Genomic DNA, 21012 nt, shown 5'->3' with positions numbered 1-21012 from the left:
GGGACCAGCCGGTGGGCGTGCTGGTCAGAGGGCTGGGCCTGGTGGTTGCCGTAGGTGCGGGGAGCTAGGCCCGGCAGGGGCGCCGTCCGTTGGGCGCGCAACGGGGGGCGGGGAGCCTCGGGGCCGGGATGGGGGTGGCCGTGTCTTGGTGGGGAGGGTGGCGAGGGCGCCCGCGGCACGCAAGGCGGCGGTGCTGCGGCTGAAGCGGCGGCCCGCGACGACGGTCTATCTGGACGCGGGCAACGCGGGCTGGGGAAGCCGGCGGATTTGAGGCTGCCGCTCCAGGAGGCCGGGATCGCGGACGAGGACGGCTTCGCGGTGAACGTGTCGAACTACCAGACGACCGAGGCGGGCATCGCGTACGGGAAGGGGCTGTCGGCCCTGGTGGGCGGCAGGCCCTTCGTGGTCGACACCAGTCGGAACGGGAACGGCCCGTACGCGGAGGGCGAAGGCAGGGGAGTGGTTCGATTCCTACGCTCTGGAACTGACGGGTAACGCACGGTAGTTCGGCGGCCCGGGCGGGGTGTCGGGGGGCTCCAGAAAACGACTGAGGCCCCTCACCATCGGTGAAGGGCCTCAGTCTCGCGTGCGCCGCCAGGGACTCGAACCCCGGACCCGCTGATTAAGAGTCAGCTGCTCTAACCAACTGAGCTAGCGGCGCCTGCTGACAAAGAGAACTCTACCTGACCTGAAGGCGTGCTCCTGACCAATACCGGTCGCCCCCGGCCTGTCGGATGGTCGTATCAGGCCTTCGATCCGTCAAAATGCGATTTGTCCAGACAGTTGAGACACTGGCGCCCGAAACAAGGGCAAAAAAGATCTTGACGAGTGTGGAGGGGAATCGCATGAGCGTGCCGGTCTTCGAGGAGTTCGAACCCGCGGCCGACTGCGGCTGCCCGGGCTGCGCCCGGTACCGCCGTGACCTCGTGCTGGGCCTGCCCGTCCGGGTGGGCGGTCACCCGGCCGCGCACGGCGCGCGTCGCGCGCTGGTCCTGGTGACCGCGGCGGGGGTGGTCCTGGGCGGGGGAGGGGGAGGTGTGGCCGCGGCCCTCCCGCACCCTGCGGAGCCCGCTGCCCCGGTGGGGCCGCTCACCCCGGCGGACGCGGGGGACGCCGCGGATGCCGCCGACCGTACGGGCGGCACCGCTTCCGGCGACGCCGCGGCGGCCGACTCGGCGGTCCTGCGGGAGGCGGCCGGCCCCGGCGCCACGCCCTGGCCGGGGCCCGAGAACCCGCAGGGCGGGCGGGAGCCGCTGCACGGAACGCCGGGACCCGGCTCACTGCCGGGGCCGAACGCGCCCGCCGGCACGGTCCCGGCCTCGAACCCGGACCCGAACGCGACCCCGACGACCAGTCAGATCTCGACGGGCTCGCTGCGGCAGACGACCCGGGCCGACATCATCAACCGCGCCAAGCTGTGGGTGACCGCGCAGGTCCCGTACTCCATGGAGAAGTACTGGTCGGACGGCTACCGCCAGGACTGCTCGGGCTACATCTCCATGGCCTGGAACCTCCGCAGCAACGAGTGGACCGGCAGCCTCGACCGCTTCGCCGACCGGATCGACCGCACCGAGCTCCAGCCCGGCGACATCCTGCTCTTCCACAACCCGGCCAACCCGACCCGCGGCTCGCACGTCACGATCTTCGGCGGCTGGACCGACTACACCCACACCTCCTACATCGCGTACGAGCAGACCAAGCCGCGCACGCGGAAGCAGGCGACGCCCATGGCGTACTGGGAGAACTCCGACCGGTACGTGGCCTACCGCTACAAGGGCGTGATCAGCGGCGGCAGCGGGGGCGGCGCGACCGCGACGCCGACGCCGTATCCGGGCGCGACGAAGTTCGGCCCCGGCGCCGACAACGCGTACGTCACCCAGCTCGGGGAGCTCCTCGTCGCCCGCGGCGGCAAGAAGTACTACAGCAAGGGCCCCGGCCCGAAGTGGGGCGAGGCCGACCGCCGGGCGACCCAGGCGTTCCAGCTGGCGCAGGGATGGAAGGGCAAGGAGGCGGACGGCCTTCCCGGCCCCGAGACCTGGAAGCTCCTCGTGACCGGCGGGGGCAGGAGCATCGGCGGATCGGGTGGTTCGAGCGGTCCGAGCGCGAATGCGACGGGGTTTCCCGGGCGTGGCTACTTCCGTCCGGGCCAATCCAACGCATATGTGGAGAAGCTGGGCAAACAACTGGTGAAGCGGGGCTTCGGCAAGCACTACCTGTCGGGACCCGGTCTGCGCTGGACGGAGGCGGACCGCCGCAACGTCGAGGCGTTCCAGCGGGCACAGGGCTGGCGCGGCGGAGCGGCCGACGGCTACCCGGGCCCGGAGACCTGGCGGCGTTTGTTCCGATGACCCCGAGAACATGAGGTGGACCCCGAATGACCGCATCGACCCCGAACCCCGCGGACTCCGGCGCGGCCGCCTCCCGTGACGCGGCCCGCACGGCCAGACGCCTCACCGGCGGCACCCTCCCCCGCACCTCGCCCCCGACCCCCACCGAACCCCCGTCACCCCCAGCCCCCGCCGACGGCGACGCCGAGTCCGGGACCGGGGCCGGGACCGGCGGGGCAGACGCAGGGGCAGGGGCGGAGGCCGGTTCTTCGGCGGCCGACGGCGCCATCGGGGCGCTCGTCTCGGCGCCGCTGCCCCAGGCCGTGGCGCCCGTGGGTGCCGTCGAGGCCGCGCCCTCGGCGGCCCCCGGCCCCGGCGGCTCCCGGCCCACCCCGTCCGTCGGTGCCACCGGGTCGGGACCCTCGACGTCCCGCGACGCCACCGGCCCCGGGACTCCGGCCCCCGCCCGCCCGGCCGCGTCCGGCACTCCGGCATCCGGCGAACCCTCCGCGGCACCGGCACCGGCACCGGCACCGACACCGGCACCGACACCGGCACCGACACCGGCACCGACACCGGCACCAGCACCGACGCCGGTACCGGCACCGGCACCGACCCCTCAAGGAGTCGCTACGGCCCCGGCTTCCGGAGCCACCGCCCGACCCGCCGCCGCCTCCCCGCTTCCCCACCCCGTTTCGGTCGGGACCGGGACGCCCGGCGATGCCACGGTGAACCGGACGCCCGCAGCGCCCCACCCTGCCCGGCCCCCGGCCGCGACACCGCGCGAAGCGGACCCCTCGCCCGCCAAGCGGGAGGAGACGGGCGGTACGGCGGCGTCCGCGACGCCGATCAACCAGCCCATCGAGCCGCCGATCAAGGAGCCGGTCAGGGAGCCGGCCAGGGAGGCGATCAAGCAGGAGGCCAAGCAGGAGGCCAAGGGGGAGGACGAGCAGACGGACAAACAGACGGACCCGACTCCGCACCCGACTCCGCACCCGGCTTCGGCATCGGTTCCGCTCTCGGGTTCCGCCGCTCTCACGGCCGCGCCCGAGGGCGGGATCGCCACCCGCAAGTCGGCGGAGGTCTTCGCGTCCGCCGCCGTGCGGACCGGGGGCGCGCCGGCGATTCCGGTGGCCGTCACCATCATCGGCGCCGCAGCGGAAGCCGGGACCGCCACCAACACCAACACCGTCACCGACACGGCCACCGCCACCGCCACGGCCCCCGGAACCGGAGCCGGAACCGGTGACCGCGTCCCCGACTTCGGGCGGATCGCCGGCGCGGAAGTCGGGGTCGTGGCCGTGCCGGTGGCGGCCGTGGTGAGGGTGGCGCGGCGGAAGAACGTGATCGGGACGGAGACGACCGGGTCGATTCCGGTGCATCTGCTGTTCCGGGACGAGCCGGAGGGTGTTGTTCCGGCGGGGGTGGCCGACGACGGGGGGCCCGACACCGTCGCGATGGCCGCGCCCGTGCCGTCGAACGGCTCGGCCGGGTCGAAGAGCAAGGCGAGGCCCGCGATTCCGGCACCGTCGAAGGTGCAGTCGCCGGCTGCTGCGGCGGCCGCACAGACGAAGCAGGCCAGGCACGCCAAGCCGTCCAAGCAGCCCAAGCAGCCCAAGCAGCCCAGGCCGGGCGGGCAAGTCCAGCAACCCCCGCAACTCCGGCAGCCCCAGCCCCCGCAGGGCGTACGGAAGTCCCGGCAGTCCGACGCCGTGTCGGGCTCGCGGCCCGCGCCGACGGCGGATCCGGGGCTGGTGGAGCGGCCGGGGCCGGTGCTGCCGGGGTGGGTCGGGGTGGTGGCGGGGGCGTTGGCCGTGGTCGGGTCGGCGGCGGTGGTGTGGTGGACGGGGGCGGTGCCGGACGAGGCGGCGCGGATGCTGCGGCTGCCGGTGCGGCCGTACAACGGGATTCATCTGTGGCAGTGGGTGCTGCTGGCGCTCGGTGTCGTGGCGACGCTGTTCGCGCTCGGCGGTCTGGGCCGGGTGCGGGTCGGCTACGCGTGGGTGCTGACGCTGTTCGGCGACTACCGGGGGACGGTGCGGCGCACCGGTCTGGTGTGGGTGAGCCCGCTGCTGCTGCGGCGCCGGGTGGACGTCCGGCTCCGGCACTGGCGCAGTGAGCCGCTGTCGGCGGTGGACGCCAAGGGCACGGCGCTCGACGTGGTGGTCCTGGTGGTCTGGCGGGTGCGCGACACGGTCCGGGCGGCGCTGGGGGTCGAAGGGCACGAGGAGTACCTGCGGGAGCAGGTGGAGGCGGCGATGGCGCGGGTGCTGTCGCAGCTGCCGGCGGACGCGTTCCACGAGGACGCGCCGACGCTCCGGGACGCGGAGGCGGTCGGGGAGGCGCTGACGCGGATGCTGTCGGCGGAGTGCGCTCCGGTCGGGGTGGACGTGTTCTCCGCGCAGCCGACGAGGATCGAGTACGCCCCCGAGGTCGCGGCGGCGATGCAGCGGCGGCGGATCGCGGCGATCGACGCGAAGCACCGGGACAGTGTCCTGACGTCGGTGGTGGACGCGGTGGACGACGTGGTCCACCGGCTGACCAGTCGTGGTCTGGTGGAGCTGGACGACTACGAGCGCAAGACGCTGGTCAAGGACCTGACGGTGGCGTTCTACACGGGCCGGACGGCTCCGGTCGAGGGTGCGTGAGGGGATGGACATGTTCAACTTCCGTCCATACCTTGGTACTTGGTCCAGACCAAATTGAGTCACCCGCAAGACAGCACGCGTGCAGCACGACCCAACGGAACTCCCCACGTTCTCCTGGAGCGACAGCATGCGCAACAAGTCAGTCGGGGCGGCGGTGGTGGCGCTCGGCGTCGCCGGCGTCACCCTCCTCGGTACCGGTAGTGCCGGCAGTCACGGGTACACCGACTCGCCGATCAGCCGCCAGAAGCTCTGCGCCAACGGCACCGTGACCAACTGCGGCCCCATCCAGTGGGAGCCGCAGTCGGTCGAGGGCCCGAAGGGGTTCCCGGCCGCCGGTCCCGCCGACGGCAGGATCTGTTCGGCCGGGCTCACGCAGTTCGCCCAGCTCGACGACCCCCGGGGCGGCGCCTGGCCGGCGACGAGCCTCACGGCGGGGCAGAGCTACAGCTTCCGCTGGCAGTTCACGGCCCGGCACCGCACCACCGACTTCAAGTACTACATCACCAGGAACGGCTGGGACCCGAGTCAGAAGCTGACCCGGGCCGCGCTCGACCCCCAGCCGTTCCTGACCGTCCCCTACAACAACCAGCAGCCGCCGGCGACGCTCTCGCACTCCGGGACGATCCCGGCGGGCAAGACGGGCCGGCACCTGATCCTGGCGGTGTGGACGATCGCGGACACCGCGAACGCGTTCTACGCCTGCTCGGACGTCAAGTTCTGACGGGTCGACCGGCCGGGAGCCGTCGGTGCCCGGCCGGTCGGCGGGTCGCGGCCGTTCAGTTCTGACGGTACGTCAGTTACAGTCCGGCCCATGAGGGGTGCGGACACCGTCGCGGAGCTCGTACGGCGCCAATGGGGCGACCACCGGATCGGCCTGAGGGACGAGCACCACACCCTCACCCACCACCAGGTCGCCGCCGGCGCCGCCGCGCGGGCCGCACTGCTCGTGGACCTGATGCCACCCGTGCCGGGGGGCGAGCCGCACCTCGGCATCCTGCTCGACAACACGCCGGAGTACCCGCTCTGGCTCAGCGCGGCGGCCCTCGCGGGGGCCGCCGTCGCCGGGATCAACCCGACCCGGCGCGGCGCCGAACTCGCCCGGGACGTCCGGCACACCGCCTGCCGGGTCCTGGTCACCCAACGCGCCCACCTGCCCCTCCTCGACGGGCTCCCGCTGCCGGGCGTGCGCATCCTGGTCACGGACACCGACGCCTACCGGGCCCTCCTCGCGCCCTACGCCGGCGCCCGCCCGGGAGACGCGGCCCTCGGCCCCGTACGCCCCGACAGCCGCTTCCTGCTCTCCTTCACCTCCGGTTCCACGGGCGCACCCAAGGCCGCGCTGTGCAGCCAGGGGCGGCTCGCGGCCGCCGGGGCCTCCCTCGTCTCCCACTTCGGGGTCGGCCGCGACGACGTCCACTACGTCTGCATGCCGATGTTCCACGGCAACGCCGTGATCGCCGACTGGGCGCCCGCACTCGCCGCCGGTGCCGGGGTCGCCCTGCGGGCCCGCTTCTCGGCCTCCCGCTTCCTGCCCGACGTACGCCGCTTCGGCGCCACCTACTTCACCTACGTGGGCCGGGCCGTCCAGTACCTGCTCGCCACCCCGCCCGCCCCCGACGACCGCACGCACCCGCTCCGCCTCGGCTTCGGCACCGAGGCGGGGGCGGTCGACGCGGCCCGCTTCCGGGAGCGCTTCGGGGTCCCGCTCGTGGAGGGGTACGGATCCTCCGAGGGCGGCGCGGCGATCCAACGGACCCCCGACACCCCGGCCGGGGCGATCGGCCGGGCGGCGCCGGGCGACGACCTGGCGGTGATCGACCCCGAGACGGGCGAGGTCTGCGCACCGGCCCGCTTCTCGCCCACCGGCCTGCTCCTCAACACCTCCGAGGCCGTCGGCGAACTCGTCAACCGCGGCCGCTCGCCCTTCGAGGGCTACTGGCGCAACCCCGAGGCCGAGGCGGCCCGGCTCCGCGACGGCTGGTACTGGACGGGCGACCTCTTCTACCGGGACGCCGACGGCTTCCTCTACTTCGCGGGCCGTACGGACGACCGGCTGCGGGTCGACAGCGAGAACCTGGCGGCGGCGATGATCGAGCACATCCTCGCCCGCTGGGACCGGGCCGCCGGGGTCGCCGTCTACGCGGTGCCCGACCCGGTCGCGGGCGACCAGGTCATGGCGGCGCTCGCCCTGCGCGAGGGCGCCGACTTCGACCCGGCGGCCTTCACCGACTTCCTCGCCGCCCAGCCGGACCTGGGCACGAAGATGCCGCCGCGCTTCGTCCGCGTCCTGCCCGAACTGCCCCTCACCGCGACCAACAAGGTCCACCGCGTGGGCCTGCGCCGGGCCTCCTTCCTCTGCCCGGACCCCGTCTGGTGGCGCCCCGCCCCCGACGCCCCCTACGAGCCCCTCACCGGGACCGCGCTCGACGCCCTCCGCGCCCACTACGCGCGGCAGGGCCGCCCCCAGGCCTACCCGTAGGGGCGGCCCCCGGGGTCATTCCAGCGGGTCGCGGACCACGCCGGGCAGGTGCAGCAGGGCCTGGAGCGCGATGTACAGCTCGGCCGAGTCGAGGCGCCGCTCGAAGGACCGCCCGGAGAGCTGCTCGATGCGGCGCAGCCGGTAGCGCACGGTGTTGGCGTGGCAGAACAGCAGCTTCGCCGCCTTCTCCGCCGACCCGTCCACCCGGAAGTACGTGGACATCGTGGTCAGCAGCTGCTCGCGCTGCGCCTCGGGCAGGTCCATCAGCTCGCCGAGCACCTGGTGGCCGATCCGGGAGGCGGTGGACGGGGCGCTCACCACCAGCATCGGCAGCGGGGCGTCGTCGAACAGCGAGACCGTCTCGTCGTGGGGCGCGGCCCCCGCGAGGGCGACCTGCGCGAGGTGGAGCGCCTGCGGCGTCTGGTCGAGGCGCGTGTAGCGGGGGCTGACGCCCGCCCGGTGCACGGTCAGCACCCGCAGCGTCTCGACGAGCCGGCCCATCGCGCCGTCGTCGCCGCGCATCGACACGACCCCGATCTGCGCGTCGGGGGTGAGCCGCCACGCCGACCCCATGTCCTGGTCGCGCAGCGCCGGTTCGATGTCGGGCAGCGCCTGCCGGGCGAGCCCGGGCACCTGGGCGACCACGACCACGAACGTCCCGTCGTACGGGAGGGTGAGCAGGTCCGCCGCCTCCAGGACGGAACCGGGGTTGCCCATCCCGCCGCGCAGCACGACGTCGACGAGGGCCGACCGCTGCTGGTCGCGCTGGACCATGAGGGCCGCGGCCCGCTCGTTGTAGGCGTTGACGACCGCGGTGGTGGACTCGTCGTTGAACCGCCACACGTCGCCGGCCATCGCCACCAGCTCGGCGTCGGTCGCGATGCCGGTGCGGGCGGCCTCGGCGACCATGGACCCCCAGAAGGTCCGGTAGCCGATCCGGAAGGCGGACTGCACCGACGCCAGCGGCACCCCCTGCTCGGCGCGCAGCCGGCCGGTGCTGCGGGGGGCGGCCAGGGAGACGTCCTCCTCGCGGGCCAGTCGGCGCAGTGTGAACTCGATGTTGTCCCGCACCGACAGGTACAGGTCGTCCTGCCCCGTCGGTGCCGAGGCCTGGTAGACCGACAGCTCCTCGCGGATGTGCCGGGTCGTCGCCTCGGCCAGCTCCGGCAGCCGGCGGAGGAGCGCCGTGGCGAGCCTCCTCGCCGCGTCGACGGACACCGCGTCGGCGGACACCGCGTCGACCGGTGCCTTCGCCGTCGTCGTCGTGCCGGTGGATTCCTCGCTGAGCAGTGCCCCCATGCCGTCACCGTAGGCGGGCCGGGGCGCGGTGCGCGGGGGCCGGAGGGCGGCCGGAGGCGGCCCGGGGGACGGTGCCGTGGCGGGATGCGGCGGCTGCCGCGCGCGCGTTCGCAGGGTGAGGGGGTCTCGCGGTGGTGACGCGGGGATGTCGCGGCCCCGTTTGTCCCGGCCGACAAAACCGGAGGGGCCCGCCTGTTCCCGCCGACAGCATCCGCGCCGGGCCGGTTGCCGCATCCCGCCCGTCTCGTTTCTCCGGACACCGCTGAGAGTACGAACGGAGTGATCACGTCATGGACGGCGCCGTGGTGGAACGCGACCTCGTGATGGACCTGCTGCTGTCGCCCGGGCACGGCGTCCCGGTCCTGACCCGCCTGCAGTACAGGGCGGACGACCCCTTCGCCGTGCGGATCGTCTTCCACGCCGACGCGGCCGCCCCGGTCGTGTGGACCTTCGCCCGCGAACTGCTCCTCGAAGGGACCTTCCGGGCGGCCGGCGAAGGAGACGTCCGGGTGTGGCCGACGGCGACGGGCGCCGAGCACGAACTGAACATCCTGCTGCGGTCGCCGGACGGTGACGCCTTCCTGCGCACCCGGGCCGCCGCGGTCTCCGTCTTCCTCGGCCGCACCCTCGACCTGGTCCCGCCCGGCACCGAGTCCGACGGCACCGGCCTGACCCGCGTCCTCGACGCCCTCCTCAACCCGTAGGCCCTGCCCGGACGGTCCCGCCCGGCTCGTACGGCGGCGGGGGTAGGGCCTGCCCCACCTCCGCCGCACCCTCCAGGCCCATGGCCCCGGCCGGGCGTCCCGCCTAGCGTGGGCGGACATGGAACCCCGCAACCCCTGGCAGGCACTGACCCGGCCCCGCTTCCCGCTCGGCGTCTGGCCGTGGCGGGCCGCCGGGTACCTCGCGACCGGCGCGGTGGTCGGCGCCGCCGTCTGCCTGGTGCTCCTGGTCCTCGGGGTGTTCTCGCTGTTCCTGGTCGGGTTGCCGCTGCTGCTGCTCGCCGGGCCCGCGGTCGGCGGGATCGAGCGGTGGCGGCTGCGGCTCGCGGACCGGGACCCGGCGCCCGACCCGCACCGGGTCCCCACCGCCCCCGGTCTCGGCGCCTGGCTCCGGCTGCGGGCGGGGGAGCAGGCCACCTGGCGGGAGCTCGCGTACGCCCTCCTGCTCGCGACCGTGCTGTGGCCGCTCGACCTGCTCGTGCTCGCCGTCGGCGTCGGGCTGCCCGTCGCGCTGCTCGCCGCCCCGGTCCGGTACGCGGTGGACGGGGCGGAGACGAAGGTCGTCAAGGCGTACCTGGTCACCTCCTATCCCGAGGCCTTCGCCGCGGCGCTCCTCGGCGCCGTGCTCCTGGTGGCCCTCGCCTACCCGCTGGCGGCCGTCGCCGGGGCCCGCGCCGCCCTCGCGCGCGCCCTGCTCAGCCCCCGGGAGACCGGGAGGGAGGACGGGATCGGCGAGGTCATCGCCTCACGGGCCCGGCTCGTCGACGCCTTCGAGGCGGAGCGCCGCCGCATCGAGCGGGACCTCCACGACGGGGCCCAGCAGCGCCTGGTCGCCCTCACCATGACCCTCGGTCTGGCACGGCTCGACGCCCCGCCGGGCCCGCTCGCCGAGCAGCTGGCGAAGGCGCACGCGGAGGCCGGGCAGGTCCTCACCGAGCTGCGCGAGCTGATCCACGGCATCCACCCGCAGGTCCTCGCCGACTACGGCCTCGGCGCGGCGCTCGCCGACGCCGCCGACCGCTCCGCCGTGCCCGTCGACACCGACATCGAGCTGCCCCGGCTGCCGGCGAGCGTGGAGAGCGCCGGCTACTTCGCCGGCTGCGAGGCGCTCGCGAACATCGGCAAGCACAGCGGGGCGACCCGGGCGGCGATCACCGCCCGGCACGCCGACGGCGTGCTGCGGCTCGACGTCGAGGACGACGGGCGGGGCGCGGCGGACCCGGCCCGGGGGAGCGGACTCACCGGACTCGCCGACCGGATCGCCGTCCTCGATGGCACACTGACGATCATGAGCCCGCCGGGCGGGCCGACCCTGCTCCGAGTGGAGATCCCGTGCCGACCGCTCCCCGCAAGCTCCGCGTCGTCCTCGCCGAGGACGGCGTCCTCCTCCGGGAGGGACTCATAGGGCTCCTGGCCCGTTTCGGCCACGAGGTCGTCGCCGCCGTCGGCGACGCGGACGGGCTGCGCGAGGCGGTCGCCGCCCACGCGCCGGACATCGTGGTGACCGACGTCCGGATGCCGCCCGGTTTCCAGGACGAGGGGCTGCGCGCCGCGGTCGCGCTCCGCGCCGAGCGGCCCGGCCTGCCGGTGCTCGTCCTCAGCCAGTACGTGCAGCGCAGCTACGCCGCCGACCTCCTCGACTCGGGCGACGGCACCGGCGTCGGCTACCTCCTGAAGGACCGGGTGGGCCAGGTCGAGGAGTTCGTCGAGGCCCTCGCCCAGGTCGCGGACGGCGGCACGGTCGTCGACTCGGAGGTCGTACGGCAGCTGCTGCGCCGCCACCGGGACCCCCTGGAGGCGCTGACCCCGCGCGAGCGGGAGGTCCTCGGCCTGGTCGCGGAGGGCCACTCGAACGCGGAGATCGCCCGGCGCCTGGTGGTGACCGAGGCCGCCGTCGGCAAGCACATCGGGAACATCCTGGCGAAGCTCGGCCTGCCGCCGGCGGAGGACACCCACCGTCGGGTGCTCGCCGTCCTCACCTACCTGCGGGCCTGACGGGCAGGGGCCGGAGGGAACGACAAGAAAGCCCCTCGCTTTCGCGAGGGGCTTTCTCTGTCGGTGCGCCGCCAGGGACTCGAACCCCGGACCCGCTGATTAAGAGTCAGCTGCTCTAACCAACTGAGCTAGCGGCGCCTGCTGACAGAGAAAATACTACCTGGTCCCGAGGGGTGCTTCCGACCACCCCGCGGGACCGGGTCTCCGCGTGTCCTCAGATCGCCAGCGAGAGCACCACCGGGGCGGCCCTGCGGTTGAGCGTGTCGGCCGCCGCGCGCAGCCGGTGGGCGTGCTCGATCGGCAGGGACAGCGCCAGGCAGCCCACGGCCGAGCCCGCCGTGAGCGGGACGGCGGCGCAGACCGTGCCCACCGCGTACTCCTGGAGGTCGAGGACGGGGACGGTCGCCGGCTGGCTGTCGAGCTTCGAGAAGAGGATGCGTTCGCTGGTGATCGTCCGGGAGGTCAGCCGGGCGATCTTGTGCCGGGAGAGGTGGTCCCGCCGGCCGTTCTGGTCGAGCTGCGTGAGCAGGCACTTGCCGACCGCGCTGGCGTGCGCGGCCGAGCGGAAGTCGACCCACTCGTTCACCTTGGGCGTGCGAGGTCCGTCGGCGAACTGGGTGATCTTCACTTCGCCGTCGATGTACCGGCTGATGTAGACCGCGGCGCCGACGGAGTCGCGTAGCTCGGTCAGGGTCTCCTGGAGCTTCGCCTCCAGGGCCTCGCGGCGGGTCAAGCCGGAGCCGAGGAGGACGAGGGAGTCCCCGATCACGTACGCGCCGTCGGCCACCTGCTCGACGTACCCCTCGCGCCGGAGCATGAGGAGCAGTGAGGACAGGTGGGCCACGGGCAGGCCGGTCTCGCGCGCGATCTGGACGTCCGTCACTCCGCCACCGTGCCGTGACACCGTCTCGAGGACGCGCAGGGCGTATTGCGCCGAGTGGAACGGCGCGGTGGGCTCGGGCTTCAGCGCCACGGTTTCCCCCTACCAGGTTGTGACCGCAAGCTTTCGTACCACGATAGCCGCCAAGGGCCGTTTGCGGGGCGGCTGTTGGCGAGAATGATGCGGGCGATCCGGGCCCTACGCTGGGGCGCACCCTTCTGGCATATGCCCATGTCATGAGTGGTGTGGAGAGTCTCAGGTCAGGGCTGTGCGCGACGGCGCTCCCGGGTGCGTTCGGCCGGCGGCGAACGGGAGATTTTTTACGGGGAGGCGGACCCGGTGGGCGCTCTCCCGGTGGCCGAGAACCCTCCCTTCCCGGAGGAATAACCGGAGACACCCTCCTGTTGTAGCCCTGATGTATCCGGACGCGCGTCCGGCTGCGCACCCGGAGAAGCCTCCGGAGATGGATCCGCACGTGTGCCGAGGAGGGTCTCGACGGTGACCGACGCTATTCGAGGAGAGGCGCGGGGTTCCGCGCCCGTACCGCTGTCCGTACTGGACCTGGTGACCGTCGGCAGCGGGCGGACCGCGACGCAGGCGCTCGCCACCAGCGTCGAGCTGAGCCGGCTCGCCGAGCGGCGCGGCTTCCACCGCCACTGGGTGGCCGAGCACCACTCCATGCCGGGAGTCGCCTCCTCGTCCCCGGCGGTGATCCTCGCCCACCTCGCCGCCCACACCCGGCGCATCCGGCTCGGCTCGGGCGGCGTCATGCTCCCCAACCACGCCCCGCTCGTCATCGCCGAGCAGTTCGGCACCCTGGAGGCGCTCGCCCCGGGCCGGATCGACCTCGGGCTCGGGCGCGCGCCCGGCACCGACGGGGCCACGGCGGCCGCCCTGCGGCGCACGGACTCGCTGAACGAGGGGGCCGACGACTTCCCCGAGCAGCTGGCCGAGCTGACCCGGTTCCTGGACGACGACTTCCCGGACGGGCACCCGTACGCCCGGATCCACGCCGTGCCGGGCCCGGTGCAGGGTCCGAAGGGGCGCCCGCCGATCTGGCTGCTCGGCTCCTCCGGCTTCAGTGCCCGCCTCGCCGGCCTGCTCGGCCTGCCCTTCGCCTTCGCCCACCACTTCTCGGCGCGGAACACGATCCCGGCGCTCGACCTCTACCGGGACTCGTTCCGGCCCTCGGCGGTCCTCGACGCCCCGTACGCGATGATCGGCGTCTCGGCGCTCGCCGCGGACGAGGCCGCGCGGGCCCGCCGCGAGGTCCTGGCCGGCGCCCTCGCGATGCTGCGGCTGCGCACGGGCCGGCCCGGCCTGGTGCCGACGCCCGAGGAGGCGGAGGCGTACGGATTCAGCCCCGCGGAGCGGGAGTTCGTGGACGGCTGGCTGGCGAACGTCGTGTACGGCACCCCGGACGAGGTGCGGTCCGGCCTCGACGACCTGCGCAAGCGGACGGGCGCCGACGAGTTGATGATCACGGCCAACGGGCACGGCGGGGACGCGCGGGTGCGGAGCTACGAGTTGATCGCCGACGCGTACGAACTCCCCGTGCTGCCGGACCCCGAGGAGGGTTCGGCCGGGTGAAAACGGAGTTCCGGAGGCCGGTTGGTTCACCCTCGAACGAACCCCGGATCCTGCCCTAAGTGAACCTTAAACCGCTCGTCACCGATGGTGGCGGGCGGTTCCGTTTTGTGCTGCACGTCTCTGACAAGGGCTTTCTCCGTCAAATTGGTCTAGTCCTCAATCTGGTTCAGACCATTGACGCGCCGTTCATGCGGCGGCTATCACTTCCTCAGCTCCTGTACGGCACCACCCAGTACTCCCCCCATCGGAGGCCGCACGTGCACCCCCGTAAGCCCTTGATCGCCGCGCTCCTGAGCTCGGCCCTCGCCGCCGGCACGCTCGCCGCGACCGTCGGCCTCGGCTCCGCCCAGGCGGCCGACACGTCGACCACCGCCTCTACGGGCAACGTGCGCATCGCGTACTACGACCAGTGGAGCGTCTACGGCAACGCGTTCTACCCCAAGCACCTCGACACCCGGGGCATCGCGAGCCAGCTGGACGTCATCAACTACTCGTTCGGCAACATCCACCCCACCAACCTCACCTGTTTCGAGGCCAACAAGGCCGCGGGTGACGACAACAACCCCAACGCGGGTGACGGTGCGGGCGACTCGTACGCCGACTACCAGAAGTCCTTCAGCGCGGCCGACTCCGTCGACGGCGTCGCCGACAAGTGGGACCAGCCGATCGTGGGCGTCTTCAACCAGTTCAAGGAACTGAAGGCGAAGTACCCCCACCTGAAGATCAACATCTCGCTCGGCGGCTGGACCTACTCCAAGTACTTCAGCGACGCGGCCAAGACGGACGCGAGCCGCAAGAAGTTCGTGGCCTCCTGCATCGACCAGTACATCAAGGGCAACCTGCCCGTCGAGGGCGGCTACGGCGGCGCGGGCACGGCGGCCGGCATCTTCGACGGCATCGACATCGACTGGGAGTACCCCGGCTCCTCCGGCGGTCACCTCGGCAACCACTACGCCCCCGAGGACAAGCAGAACTTCACGCTGCTCCTCGCCGAGTTCCGCAAGCAGCTCGACGAGTACGGCGCGGCCAACGGCGGCAAGAAGTACCTGCTGACCTCGGCGCTCCCGGCCGGCCAGGACAAGATCAAGTACATCGAGACCGACAAGATCGGTCAGTACCTCGACTACGCCAACATCATGACGTACGACATGCACGGCGCCTGGGACGGCGACGGGCCGACGTACCACCAGTCCCCGCTCTACCCCTCGCCGAACGACCCGACCGACGTGATCGCGCCGGGCACGGAGAAGTACAGCATCGACTCGGCCATCGACTCCTGGATCGACGGCAACCCGACCTACGGCATCACCGGCGGCTTCCCCGCCAACAAGCTGACCCTGGGCTACGAGTTCTACTACCGCGGCTGGAAGGGCGTCCCCGCCGGGACCACCAACGGCCTCGCGCAGACCGCGACCGGCGGCTCCAACGTCCGCCCGCTCAGCCAGCAGGCCGGCATCGCGCACTACAAGGAGCTCGGCGGCATCGTCGACAACGCCGCCACCACCTTCTGGGACGACCAGTCGAAGTCCTCGTACTTCTACAAGGACGGCGAGTTCTTCACCGGCCTGAACCAGAAGTCCATCCAGGCCCGCGTGGACTACGCCAAGCAGCGCGGCCTGGCCGGCGCGATGATGTACTCGCTCCTCGGCCTGGACGACAACGCCACCCTGCTGAAGCAGATCAACACCGCGCTCGGCGGCACCACCGCCCCGCCGACCACGACGCCGCCGACCACCCCGCCGACGACGCCCCCGACCACCCCGCCCACCACGCCGCCGACCACCCCGCCCACCTCGGGCTGCGGCTCCGTCCCGGCGTACGTGGCCGGCACGATCTACAACGCGGGCAACGAGGTCTCCCACAACGGCCGCAAGTGGAAGGCCAAGTGGTGGACGCAGAACGAGGCCCCCGGCACCACCGGCGAGTGGGGCGTCTGGCAGGACCTCGGCGCCTGCTGAGTGCCTGACCCGCTGAACCCCCCATGACCACTGCCCCCGCCCGGAATGTCCCTCCGGCCGGGGGCAGTTCCATGCCCGGAGCCGTACGCGCCCGCCCGCCCGCACGCGACGGATCCGGGCATCGGGCGCGCCCGGCGCCCGGGTCGTCGAGCGCGGTCGGACCGGCAGGGGCTCCGGGCGCGGTCAGACCGGCAGGGGCTCCGAGCCGATCAGCTCGGCGATCCGGTCCGGGGTCACCGCCCGCGAGTACAGCCAGCCCTGGCCCGTGTCGCAGCCGATGCGCCGCAGCCGGTCGGCCTGACCGGAGGTCTCGACGCACTCGGCGGTGACGGTGAGGCCGAGCCGGTGCGCGAGGTGCACGAGCGCCTCGACGATCAGCTCGTCCGCCGGGTTGGCGTGCTCCTCGTCCTGGAACCCCCGGACGAAGGACCCGTCGAGCTTGAGCACGGAGACGGGGAGCCGGCTGAGATAGGCCAGGTTCGAGTAGCCCGTGCCGAAGTCGTCGATGGCGATCCGCACCCCCATGTCGCTCAGCGCCTGGAGCGCCTGGAGCGGCCGGCCGGCCGAGCCCATCACGGCGGACTCGGTCAGCTCCAGCTGGAGCAGGTGCGGGGCGAGCCCGGTCTCGGCGAGGATGCCGGCGACGTCGGCGACCAGGTCGGAGTCCCATACCTGACGGACCGCCACGTTGACGCTCACGAAGATCGGGCGCTCCCGCGGATGGTCCTTCTGCCACTGCCGGGCCTGCCGGCAGGCGGTGTTCAGGACCCACCGCCCGAGCTCCACGATGGAGCCGTCCTCCTCGGCGATCCCGATGAACCGATTCGGCGCGAGGGAGCCGAACTGCGGGTGGTTCCAGCGCACCAGCGCCTCCACCCCGCGCACCCCGCCGTCCGCCAGGTCCACCAGCGGCTGGTACTCCAGGGCGAACTCGCCGAGGTCGACGGCCGGCCGCAGCGTCGAGGAGAGCGCCTGCCGGGTCATCCGGTGCGCGTTGCGCTCCGGGTCGAAGAGGGTCCAGCGGGCCTTGCCGTCGGCCTTGGCCCAGTACAGCGTGGTGTCCGCGGCCTGCATCAGGGCGGTCGCCGTCGTCCCGCGCGCGGAGCGCTCGACCACGCCGATCGAAGCGGAGACCGAGAGTCGCTGGCCGGCCAGGTCGAACGGGTGCTGGAGCGCGCACAGCACCGAGCGCGCCAGGTCCGCCAGTTGCTCGGTGCCGGTGGAGTCCTCGACCAGGATCGCGAACTCGTCGCCGCCGAGCCGCGCCACCAGGTGGCCGCCGCTGCGGGTGTAGCCGTCGCTGTCCGCGCACTCGGTCAGACGGGCGGCGACGGCGGCGAGGAGCCGGTCGCCGACCCGGTGGCCGAGGGTGTCGTTGACCGCCTTGAACCCGTCGAGATCGAGGTAGCAGAGGCCGATCCGCCCTGTTCTGCCATACCCGTACGACTCGTATGAACGGTCGGGCCGGTGCGAAGGGCCGACCGGCACCTCCTCCTCCGCGGCGTCCGGCACGGCGGTCTCCAAGGCGTCCGGTACGGCGGCCTCCAGGGCGGCCGACAGGCGCTCGAAGAACAGCGCCCGGTTGGGCAGCCGGGTCACCGGGTCGTGCATCTGGAGGTGGCGCAGCCGCGCCTGGAGCTCGCGCCGGTCGCTGATGTCGGCGACCGACAGCAGGACGCGCGGGCTGTCGGGCACGGGGGCGACGGTGATCTCCGCCCACAGGGAGCGCCCGTCGGGGTGCTTGAGGCGCCGGGTGCAGCGGAAGCGGGAGCGGCGGCCGCCCAGCACCTCGCGGTACGCGTGCCAGGTGCGGCCGTCGGAGGCGAGGTCGACGAGGTCGGCGGCGGCCTGCTCGCGGAGCGCCCCGGCGTCGGTGCCGAGGAGCGCGCCGAAGGACTCGTTGGCGGTGACGACGGTGCCGTCCTGGTCGACGACGGCCATGGCGAGCCGGGAGACCCGGAAGGCGGCGCGGTAGTCGCGGAGTTCGGAGTCGGAGCGCTCGCCGGCCCGGCCCGCGGGGCTCGGATGCTCGGTGTGACGCTCCGTGAGTGCGCGCTTCTCCGGCGGTTCTGGGTGCACCGGTCCTTCGGGGGTTCCGCTCACCGCTCGCTCCCGTAGTGCAGTCGGGCCGGTCGCATGTGGTCGGGACGGTCGGCCAAGGAAGAGTGAGCCGATCATAGAGCCCGTGCGGGGGAGCGTTCCAGCTTCGGGACGTGCGCGAGGGGCGCCCACCCGTGTGGTGATGGCCACCCCCGTGCGTCGCCCGATCGTTTCTGCGCGGGTCTGACATGGGTCGACGACGACTGACCGAATGTGACTTTCCGTGAGCTGAAGTGCGTTCGTCTCGCGTCGACCCCGTGGCGCGCCCTCACCCGACCGGGGCAGCGGAAACGTGCGAAACCTCGTAAATCGTCACAAGGTGGGTGGGGTGTCCCGCATTCGCGATCCGGAGGTCCACGTGAGGGGTCAGCAGCCACCCGGGGGAGTGGAACGCTCGCGGCTGCGCGCGGGAGCGGCCGCCTTCACCTCGCTCGCCGCCCTGGCCGCCACGGGCCTCGTCGCGGGCCCCGCCGTCGGCGCGCCGTCGGCGAGCCCCTGCGCCCTGCCCCGTACCGCCGCCCACCACTCGCTGGGCCTCGACACCTGGAACGGCTCCTACCCGCGCCCGACCCGCACCCTCGACGCGGTCATGATCTTCCTGTCGTTCCCGGACTCCGACCCGCTCACCGAGCCGGCCGAACTCGCCGCCGACCACTTCCCCGCCACCAGCGAGTTCTTCGACCGCGCCTCCTACGGACGCTTCACCCTCCGCCCGCATCCCCGGCACACCTGGACCCCGATGCCGAAGGAGTCCGGCGCGTACGACATACGGCGGGACTGGGACGCGGGGAAGCGCGCCGCGTACCTCCGCGACGCCATCACCGCCGCCGACCCGGACGTCGACTTCTCCGCGTACGACATCGTCTACCTGGTCGCCGACCCGGACGCGCCCGGCGTGGACTCGGACGCCACCAAGGTCGTCAACCTCGAACGGCCGCTGGAGGCCGACGGTGCCGAGATCAAGCGGGTCGTCACGGTCTTCGAGCGGCACCCGCCCGACCGCAACGTCCTCGCCCACGAGACCGGCCACGTCTTCGACCTGCCCGACCTCTACCACCGCCCGGTGGACGGCAAGGGCGACTGGGACACCCATGTGGGGGACTGGGACGTCATGGGCAGCCAGTTCGGGCTCGCCCCCGACATGTTCGGCTGGCACAAGTGGAAGCTCGGCTGGCTCTCCCGGGCCCAGGTGAGCTGCGTCCAGGGCGCCGGCACCCGGGTGGTCAGCCTGGAGCCCAGCGACGCCCCGCCCTCGGTCGGCGGCATCCTCGGAACCCGGCTCGCCGTCGTCCGCACCGGCCCCGACAGCGTCCTCGCGATCGAGGCCCGCAGCGCCCGGGGCAACGACGCCGAGACGTGCACCGAGGGCGTGCTCGTCTACCGGGTACGGGCCGGCGCGGCTTCCGGCGACGGTCCCGTCGAGGTCGTCGACGCACACCCGCGCACCGACGCCTGCTGGGACCGCTCGGTCTACCCGCCGCTCGCGGACGCTCCGCTGGAGGAGGGCGAGACCCTCACCGTGCCCGGGACCGGCGTCCGCGTCGAGGTCACGGACCGGATCTCGACGGGCGGCTGGACGGTACGCATCACCCCGCCGGCCGTCGACTGAGCCCCCGCGGGCCCGCGGAGCCGGAACACGAAGAAGCCCCCCGCTTCCGCGAGGGGCTTCTTCCGTCGGTGCGCCGCCAGGGACTCGAACCCCGGACCCGCTGATTAAGAGTCAGCTGCTCTAACCAACTGAGCTAGCGGCGCCTGCTGACGTCGTAGACATTAGCATCCGGATCGGCGGGAGGAAAAATCGATACCCGCACGTCGGCGGCGGAAGCCGCCCGGACGGCCCGCACGCAGGCCCACAGCACGACCTCGGGGCCCGGCAGCCACGGGTGCCGGGTGTCGGGGGCGACCAGCCAGCGGGGCCCGGCGGTGTCGGCGGAGGGCACGAGCGGCGGCACGGTCACCGCGTCCCCGACGCCGTGGCAGAGCGGCCGGGGGACCGCCTCCCCCCACTCCTCCCAGTCGAGCAGGGCCGGCAGCCGCTGCGCCGTCCCCGGCGCGGCGAACAGCATCATCCGGCCCCGGTGCATCGCGACCGGCCCCGAGCCGGGGCCCTCCTCCCACAGCCGGTCCAGCATCCGGCGCCCGAAGACCGGGTCCACGTTGACGACGTCGAAGACCGACCCGCAGGGCAGCGCCGCGGGCGAGGCCGGCCGGGCCTCCCAGCGGGTGAGCGCGGTCCCGTGCCCGCCGGCGGCCGAGGCGAGCCACGCGGCCCCGTCGGCGGTCACCCGGGCCGTCTGGTGCCGTCCCTCGTCACCCTCCCGGAGGAACCGGAAGATGTCGTGCGGGGTCTCGTCGCGCAGCCAGGTCGTCATGCGTCCAGGTCTACCGGCCGTAACCGACCGGTTTCCGAGGGTTCACGGATTCTCGGACAGGAGGGTCCGGCGAGGAGTATCGTGCGCTCCGCATATGCCAGGGGGCGCACTCGGGGCGCAGATGCTCCGGGCAGGGCGCGCAGGCTCGTGCCGGGCGCCTCACCGCCCGCACACGCCCCCCGAAGCCCGGCCCGTCAGGCCTGCTCCTCCGCGGGCCGGCCGTTCGTCCGGATCAGGTCGCGGCCGAACTCGATCATCTTCACCGCGTAGTCCTCGGTCCACTGGGCCCGCTCGGCGACGGCCGCGGCCGTCAGCCGGTCGAACCGGCGCGGGTCCGCGAGCTGGGCGGCGGCGATGGCCTGGAACTCGGTCGCCCGGTCCGTGGCCGCCCGGAACGCGAGCGTCAGCTCGGTCGCGCGGGCGAGGAGCTCCCGCGGATCCTCTATCGACTCCAGGTCGAAGAAATGCTCCGGATCGGCGGTCGCCTCGGCAGGCTCGAAGACCAGCGGGGCCGGCCGAAGCCGCCGCTGTCCGCTCCGCTCCGCGGGTTCCGCCATCGTCCTTCTCCTCCTCGCACAGGCACGGCCCGGAATCCCGGGCCGCTTTCCATTGTCCCGCGTGCCGCAAGGGCGCGAACCTCGT

At 73.2% G+C, this 21012-nt stretch carries 15 protein-coding genes, 3 tRNA genes and 1 pseudogene; 11 read left to right on the top strand and 8 right to left on the bottom strand.

Translation table 11 applies throughout. The features are described 5' to 3' along the window. Positions 1-181 precede the first annotated feature (181 nt). A pseudogene (locus ACFCY7_RS00445) lies at positions 182-450 on the top strand (glycoside hydrolase family 6 protein); the annotation flags it as partial. Positions 451-587: 137 nt separating this feature from the next. Here the strand turns inward: ACFCY7_RS00445 and ACFCY7_RS00440 are convergent. Continuing rightward, positions 588-661 (bottom strand) — tRNA-Lys (locus ACFCY7_RS00440). A 184-nt stretch (positions 662-845) separates the two neighbouring features. Between ACFCY7_RS00440 and ACFCY7_RS00435 the strand changes: the two genes are divergently transcribed. From ACFCY7_RS00435 to ACFCY7_RS00420, 4 genes are all read left to right on the top strand, one after another. After that, positions 846-2348 (top strand): peptidoglycan-binding protein, encoded by a 1503-nt coding sequence (locus tag ACFCY7_RS00435; RefSeq protein WP_376480216.1) that lies wholly within the window; start codon positions 846-848, stop codon positions 2346-2348. Between the two features lie 707 nt (positions 2349-3055). Continuing rightward, a complete protein-coding gene (locus ACFCY7_RS00430; protein ID WP_376480215.1) occupies positions 3056-4975 on the top strand; it encodes an SPFH domain-containing protein in 1920 nt (639 codons plus the stop codon). Between the two features lie 127 nt (positions 4976-5102). Then, a complete protein-coding gene (locus tag ACFCY7_RS00425) occupies positions 5103-5696 on the top strand; it encodes a lytic polysaccharide monooxygenase (protein WP_376480214.1) in 594 nt (197 codons plus the stop codon). A 90-nt stretch (positions 5697-5786) separates the two neighbouring features. Then, positions 5787-7454, top strand: coding sequence for an AMP-binding protein (locus ACFCY7_RS00420; protein ID WP_376480213.1), 1668 nt, complete (start codon positions 5787-5789; stop codon positions 7452-7454). Between the two features lie 15 nt (positions 7455-7469). Here ACFCY7_RS00420 and ACFCY7_RS00415 read toward each other — a convergent pair whose 3' ends face one another. Then, entirely contained in the window at positions 7470-8753 is a 1284-nt protein-coding gene (locus ACFCY7_RS00415) for a PucR family transcriptional regulator (RefSeq protein WP_376480212.1), read from the bottom strand. A 290-nt stretch (positions 8754-9043) separates the two neighbouring features. Between ACFCY7_RS00415 and ACFCY7_RS00410 the strand changes: the two genes are divergently transcribed. From ACFCY7_RS00410 to ACFCY7_RS00400, 3 genes are all read left to right on the top strand, one after another. Continuing rightward, on the top strand, positions 9044-9457 hold the full coding sequence (locus tag ACFCY7_RS00410; RefSeq protein WP_376480211.1) for an SsgA family sporulation/cell division regulator: 414 nt from the start codon (positions 9044-9046) through the stop codon (positions 9455-9457). A gap of 118 nt (positions 9458-9575) precedes the next feature. Next, positions 9576-10880, top strand: a complete 1305-nt coding sequence (locus ACFCY7_RS00405; protein WP_376480210.1) for a sensor domain-containing protein — start codon at positions 9576-9578, stop codon at positions 10878-10880. After that, positions 10808-11470, top strand: coding sequence for a LuxR C-terminal-related transcriptional regulator (locus ACFCY7_RS00400; RefSeq protein ID WP_376480209.1), 663 nt, complete (start codon positions 10808-10810; stop codon positions 11468-11470). The genes ACFCY7_RS00405 and ACFCY7_RS00400 overlap by 73 nt, the downstream gene beginning before the upstream one ends. A 64-nt stretch (positions 11471-11534) precedes the next feature. Here ACFCY7_RS00400 and ACFCY7_RS00395 read toward each other — a convergent pair. Further along, positions 11535-11608, bottom strand: a tRNA-Lys gene (locus ACFCY7_RS00395). A 76-nt stretch (positions 11609-11684) separates the two neighbouring features. Beyond that, positions 11685-12443, bottom strand: coding sequence for an IclR family transcriptional regulator (locus ACFCY7_RS00390; RefSeq protein WP_376480208.1), 759 nt, complete (start codon positions 12441-12443; stop codon positions 11685-11687). 405 nt (positions 12444-12848) lie between these two features. On the opposite strand from ACFCY7_RS00390, the gene ACFCY7_RS00385 reads away from it, so the two are divergent. Then, positions 12849-13940 (top strand): LLM class flavin-dependent oxidoreductase, encoded by a 1092-nt coding sequence (locus ACFCY7_RS00385; RefSeq protein WP_376480207.1) that lies wholly within the window; start codon positions 12849-12851, stop codon positions 13938-13940. Positions 13941-14197: 257 nt separating this feature from the next. Further along, positions 14198-15898, top strand: coding sequence for a glycosyl hydrolase family 18 protein (locus ACFCY7_RS00380; RefSeq protein WP_376480206.1), 1701 nt, complete (start codon positions 14198-14200; stop codon positions 15896-15898). A 183-nt stretch (positions 15899-16081) separates the two neighbouring features. Here the strand turns inward: ACFCY7_RS00380 and ACFCY7_RS00375 are convergent, their stop codons facing one another. Then, entirely contained in the window at positions 16082-18001 is a 1920-nt protein-coding gene (locus tag ACFCY7_RS00375) for a putative bifunctional diguanylate cyclase/phosphodiesterase (RefSeq protein ID WP_376480205.1), read from the bottom strand. A 325-nt stretch (positions 18002-18326) separates the two neighbouring features. Here ACFCY7_RS00375 and ACFCY7_RS00370 point away from each other — a divergent pair, with 325 nt between their 5' ends. Next, positions 18327-19607 carry a M6 family metalloprotease domain-containing protein gene (locus ACFCY7_RS00370; RefSeq protein ID WP_376480204.1) on the top strand — a complete coding sequence of 427 codons (1281 nt, stop codon included), beginning with the start codon at positions 18327-18329 and terminating at the stop codon, positions 19605-19607. A gap of 69 nt (positions 19608-19676) precedes the next feature. On the opposite strand, the gene ACFCY7_RS00365 is transcribed toward ACFCY7_RS00370, so the two are convergent. From ACFCY7_RS00365 to ACFCY7_RS00355, 3 genes are all read right to left on the bottom strand, one after another. Continuing rightward, positions 19677-19750: transfer RNA gene (locus ACFCY7_RS00365), tRNA-Lys, on the bottom strand. Then, a complete protein-coding gene (locus ACFCY7_RS00360) occupies positions 19741-20370 on the bottom strand; it encodes a hypothetical protein (RefSeq protein WP_376480203.1) in 630 nt (209 codons plus the stop codon). The genes ACFCY7_RS00365 and ACFCY7_RS00360 overlap by 10 nt, the downstream gene beginning before the upstream one ends. A gap of 194 nt (positions 20371-20564) precedes the next feature. Further along, positions 20565-20927, bottom strand: a complete 363-nt coding sequence (locus ACFCY7_RS00355; protein ID WP_376480202.1) for a hypothetical protein — start codon at positions 20925-20927, stop codon at positions 20565-20567. Positions 20928-21012: the final 85 nt, after the last annotated feature.

The sequence above is a fragment of the Streptomyces sp. NPDC056361 genome, from assembly GCF_042262805.1.
In the GTDB taxonomy this organism is placed as follows: Bacteria; Actinomycetota; Actinomycetes; order Streptomycetales; family Streptomycetaceae; genus Streptomyces.
This window is presented reverse-complemented; position numbering and strand designations above follow the sequence as displayed.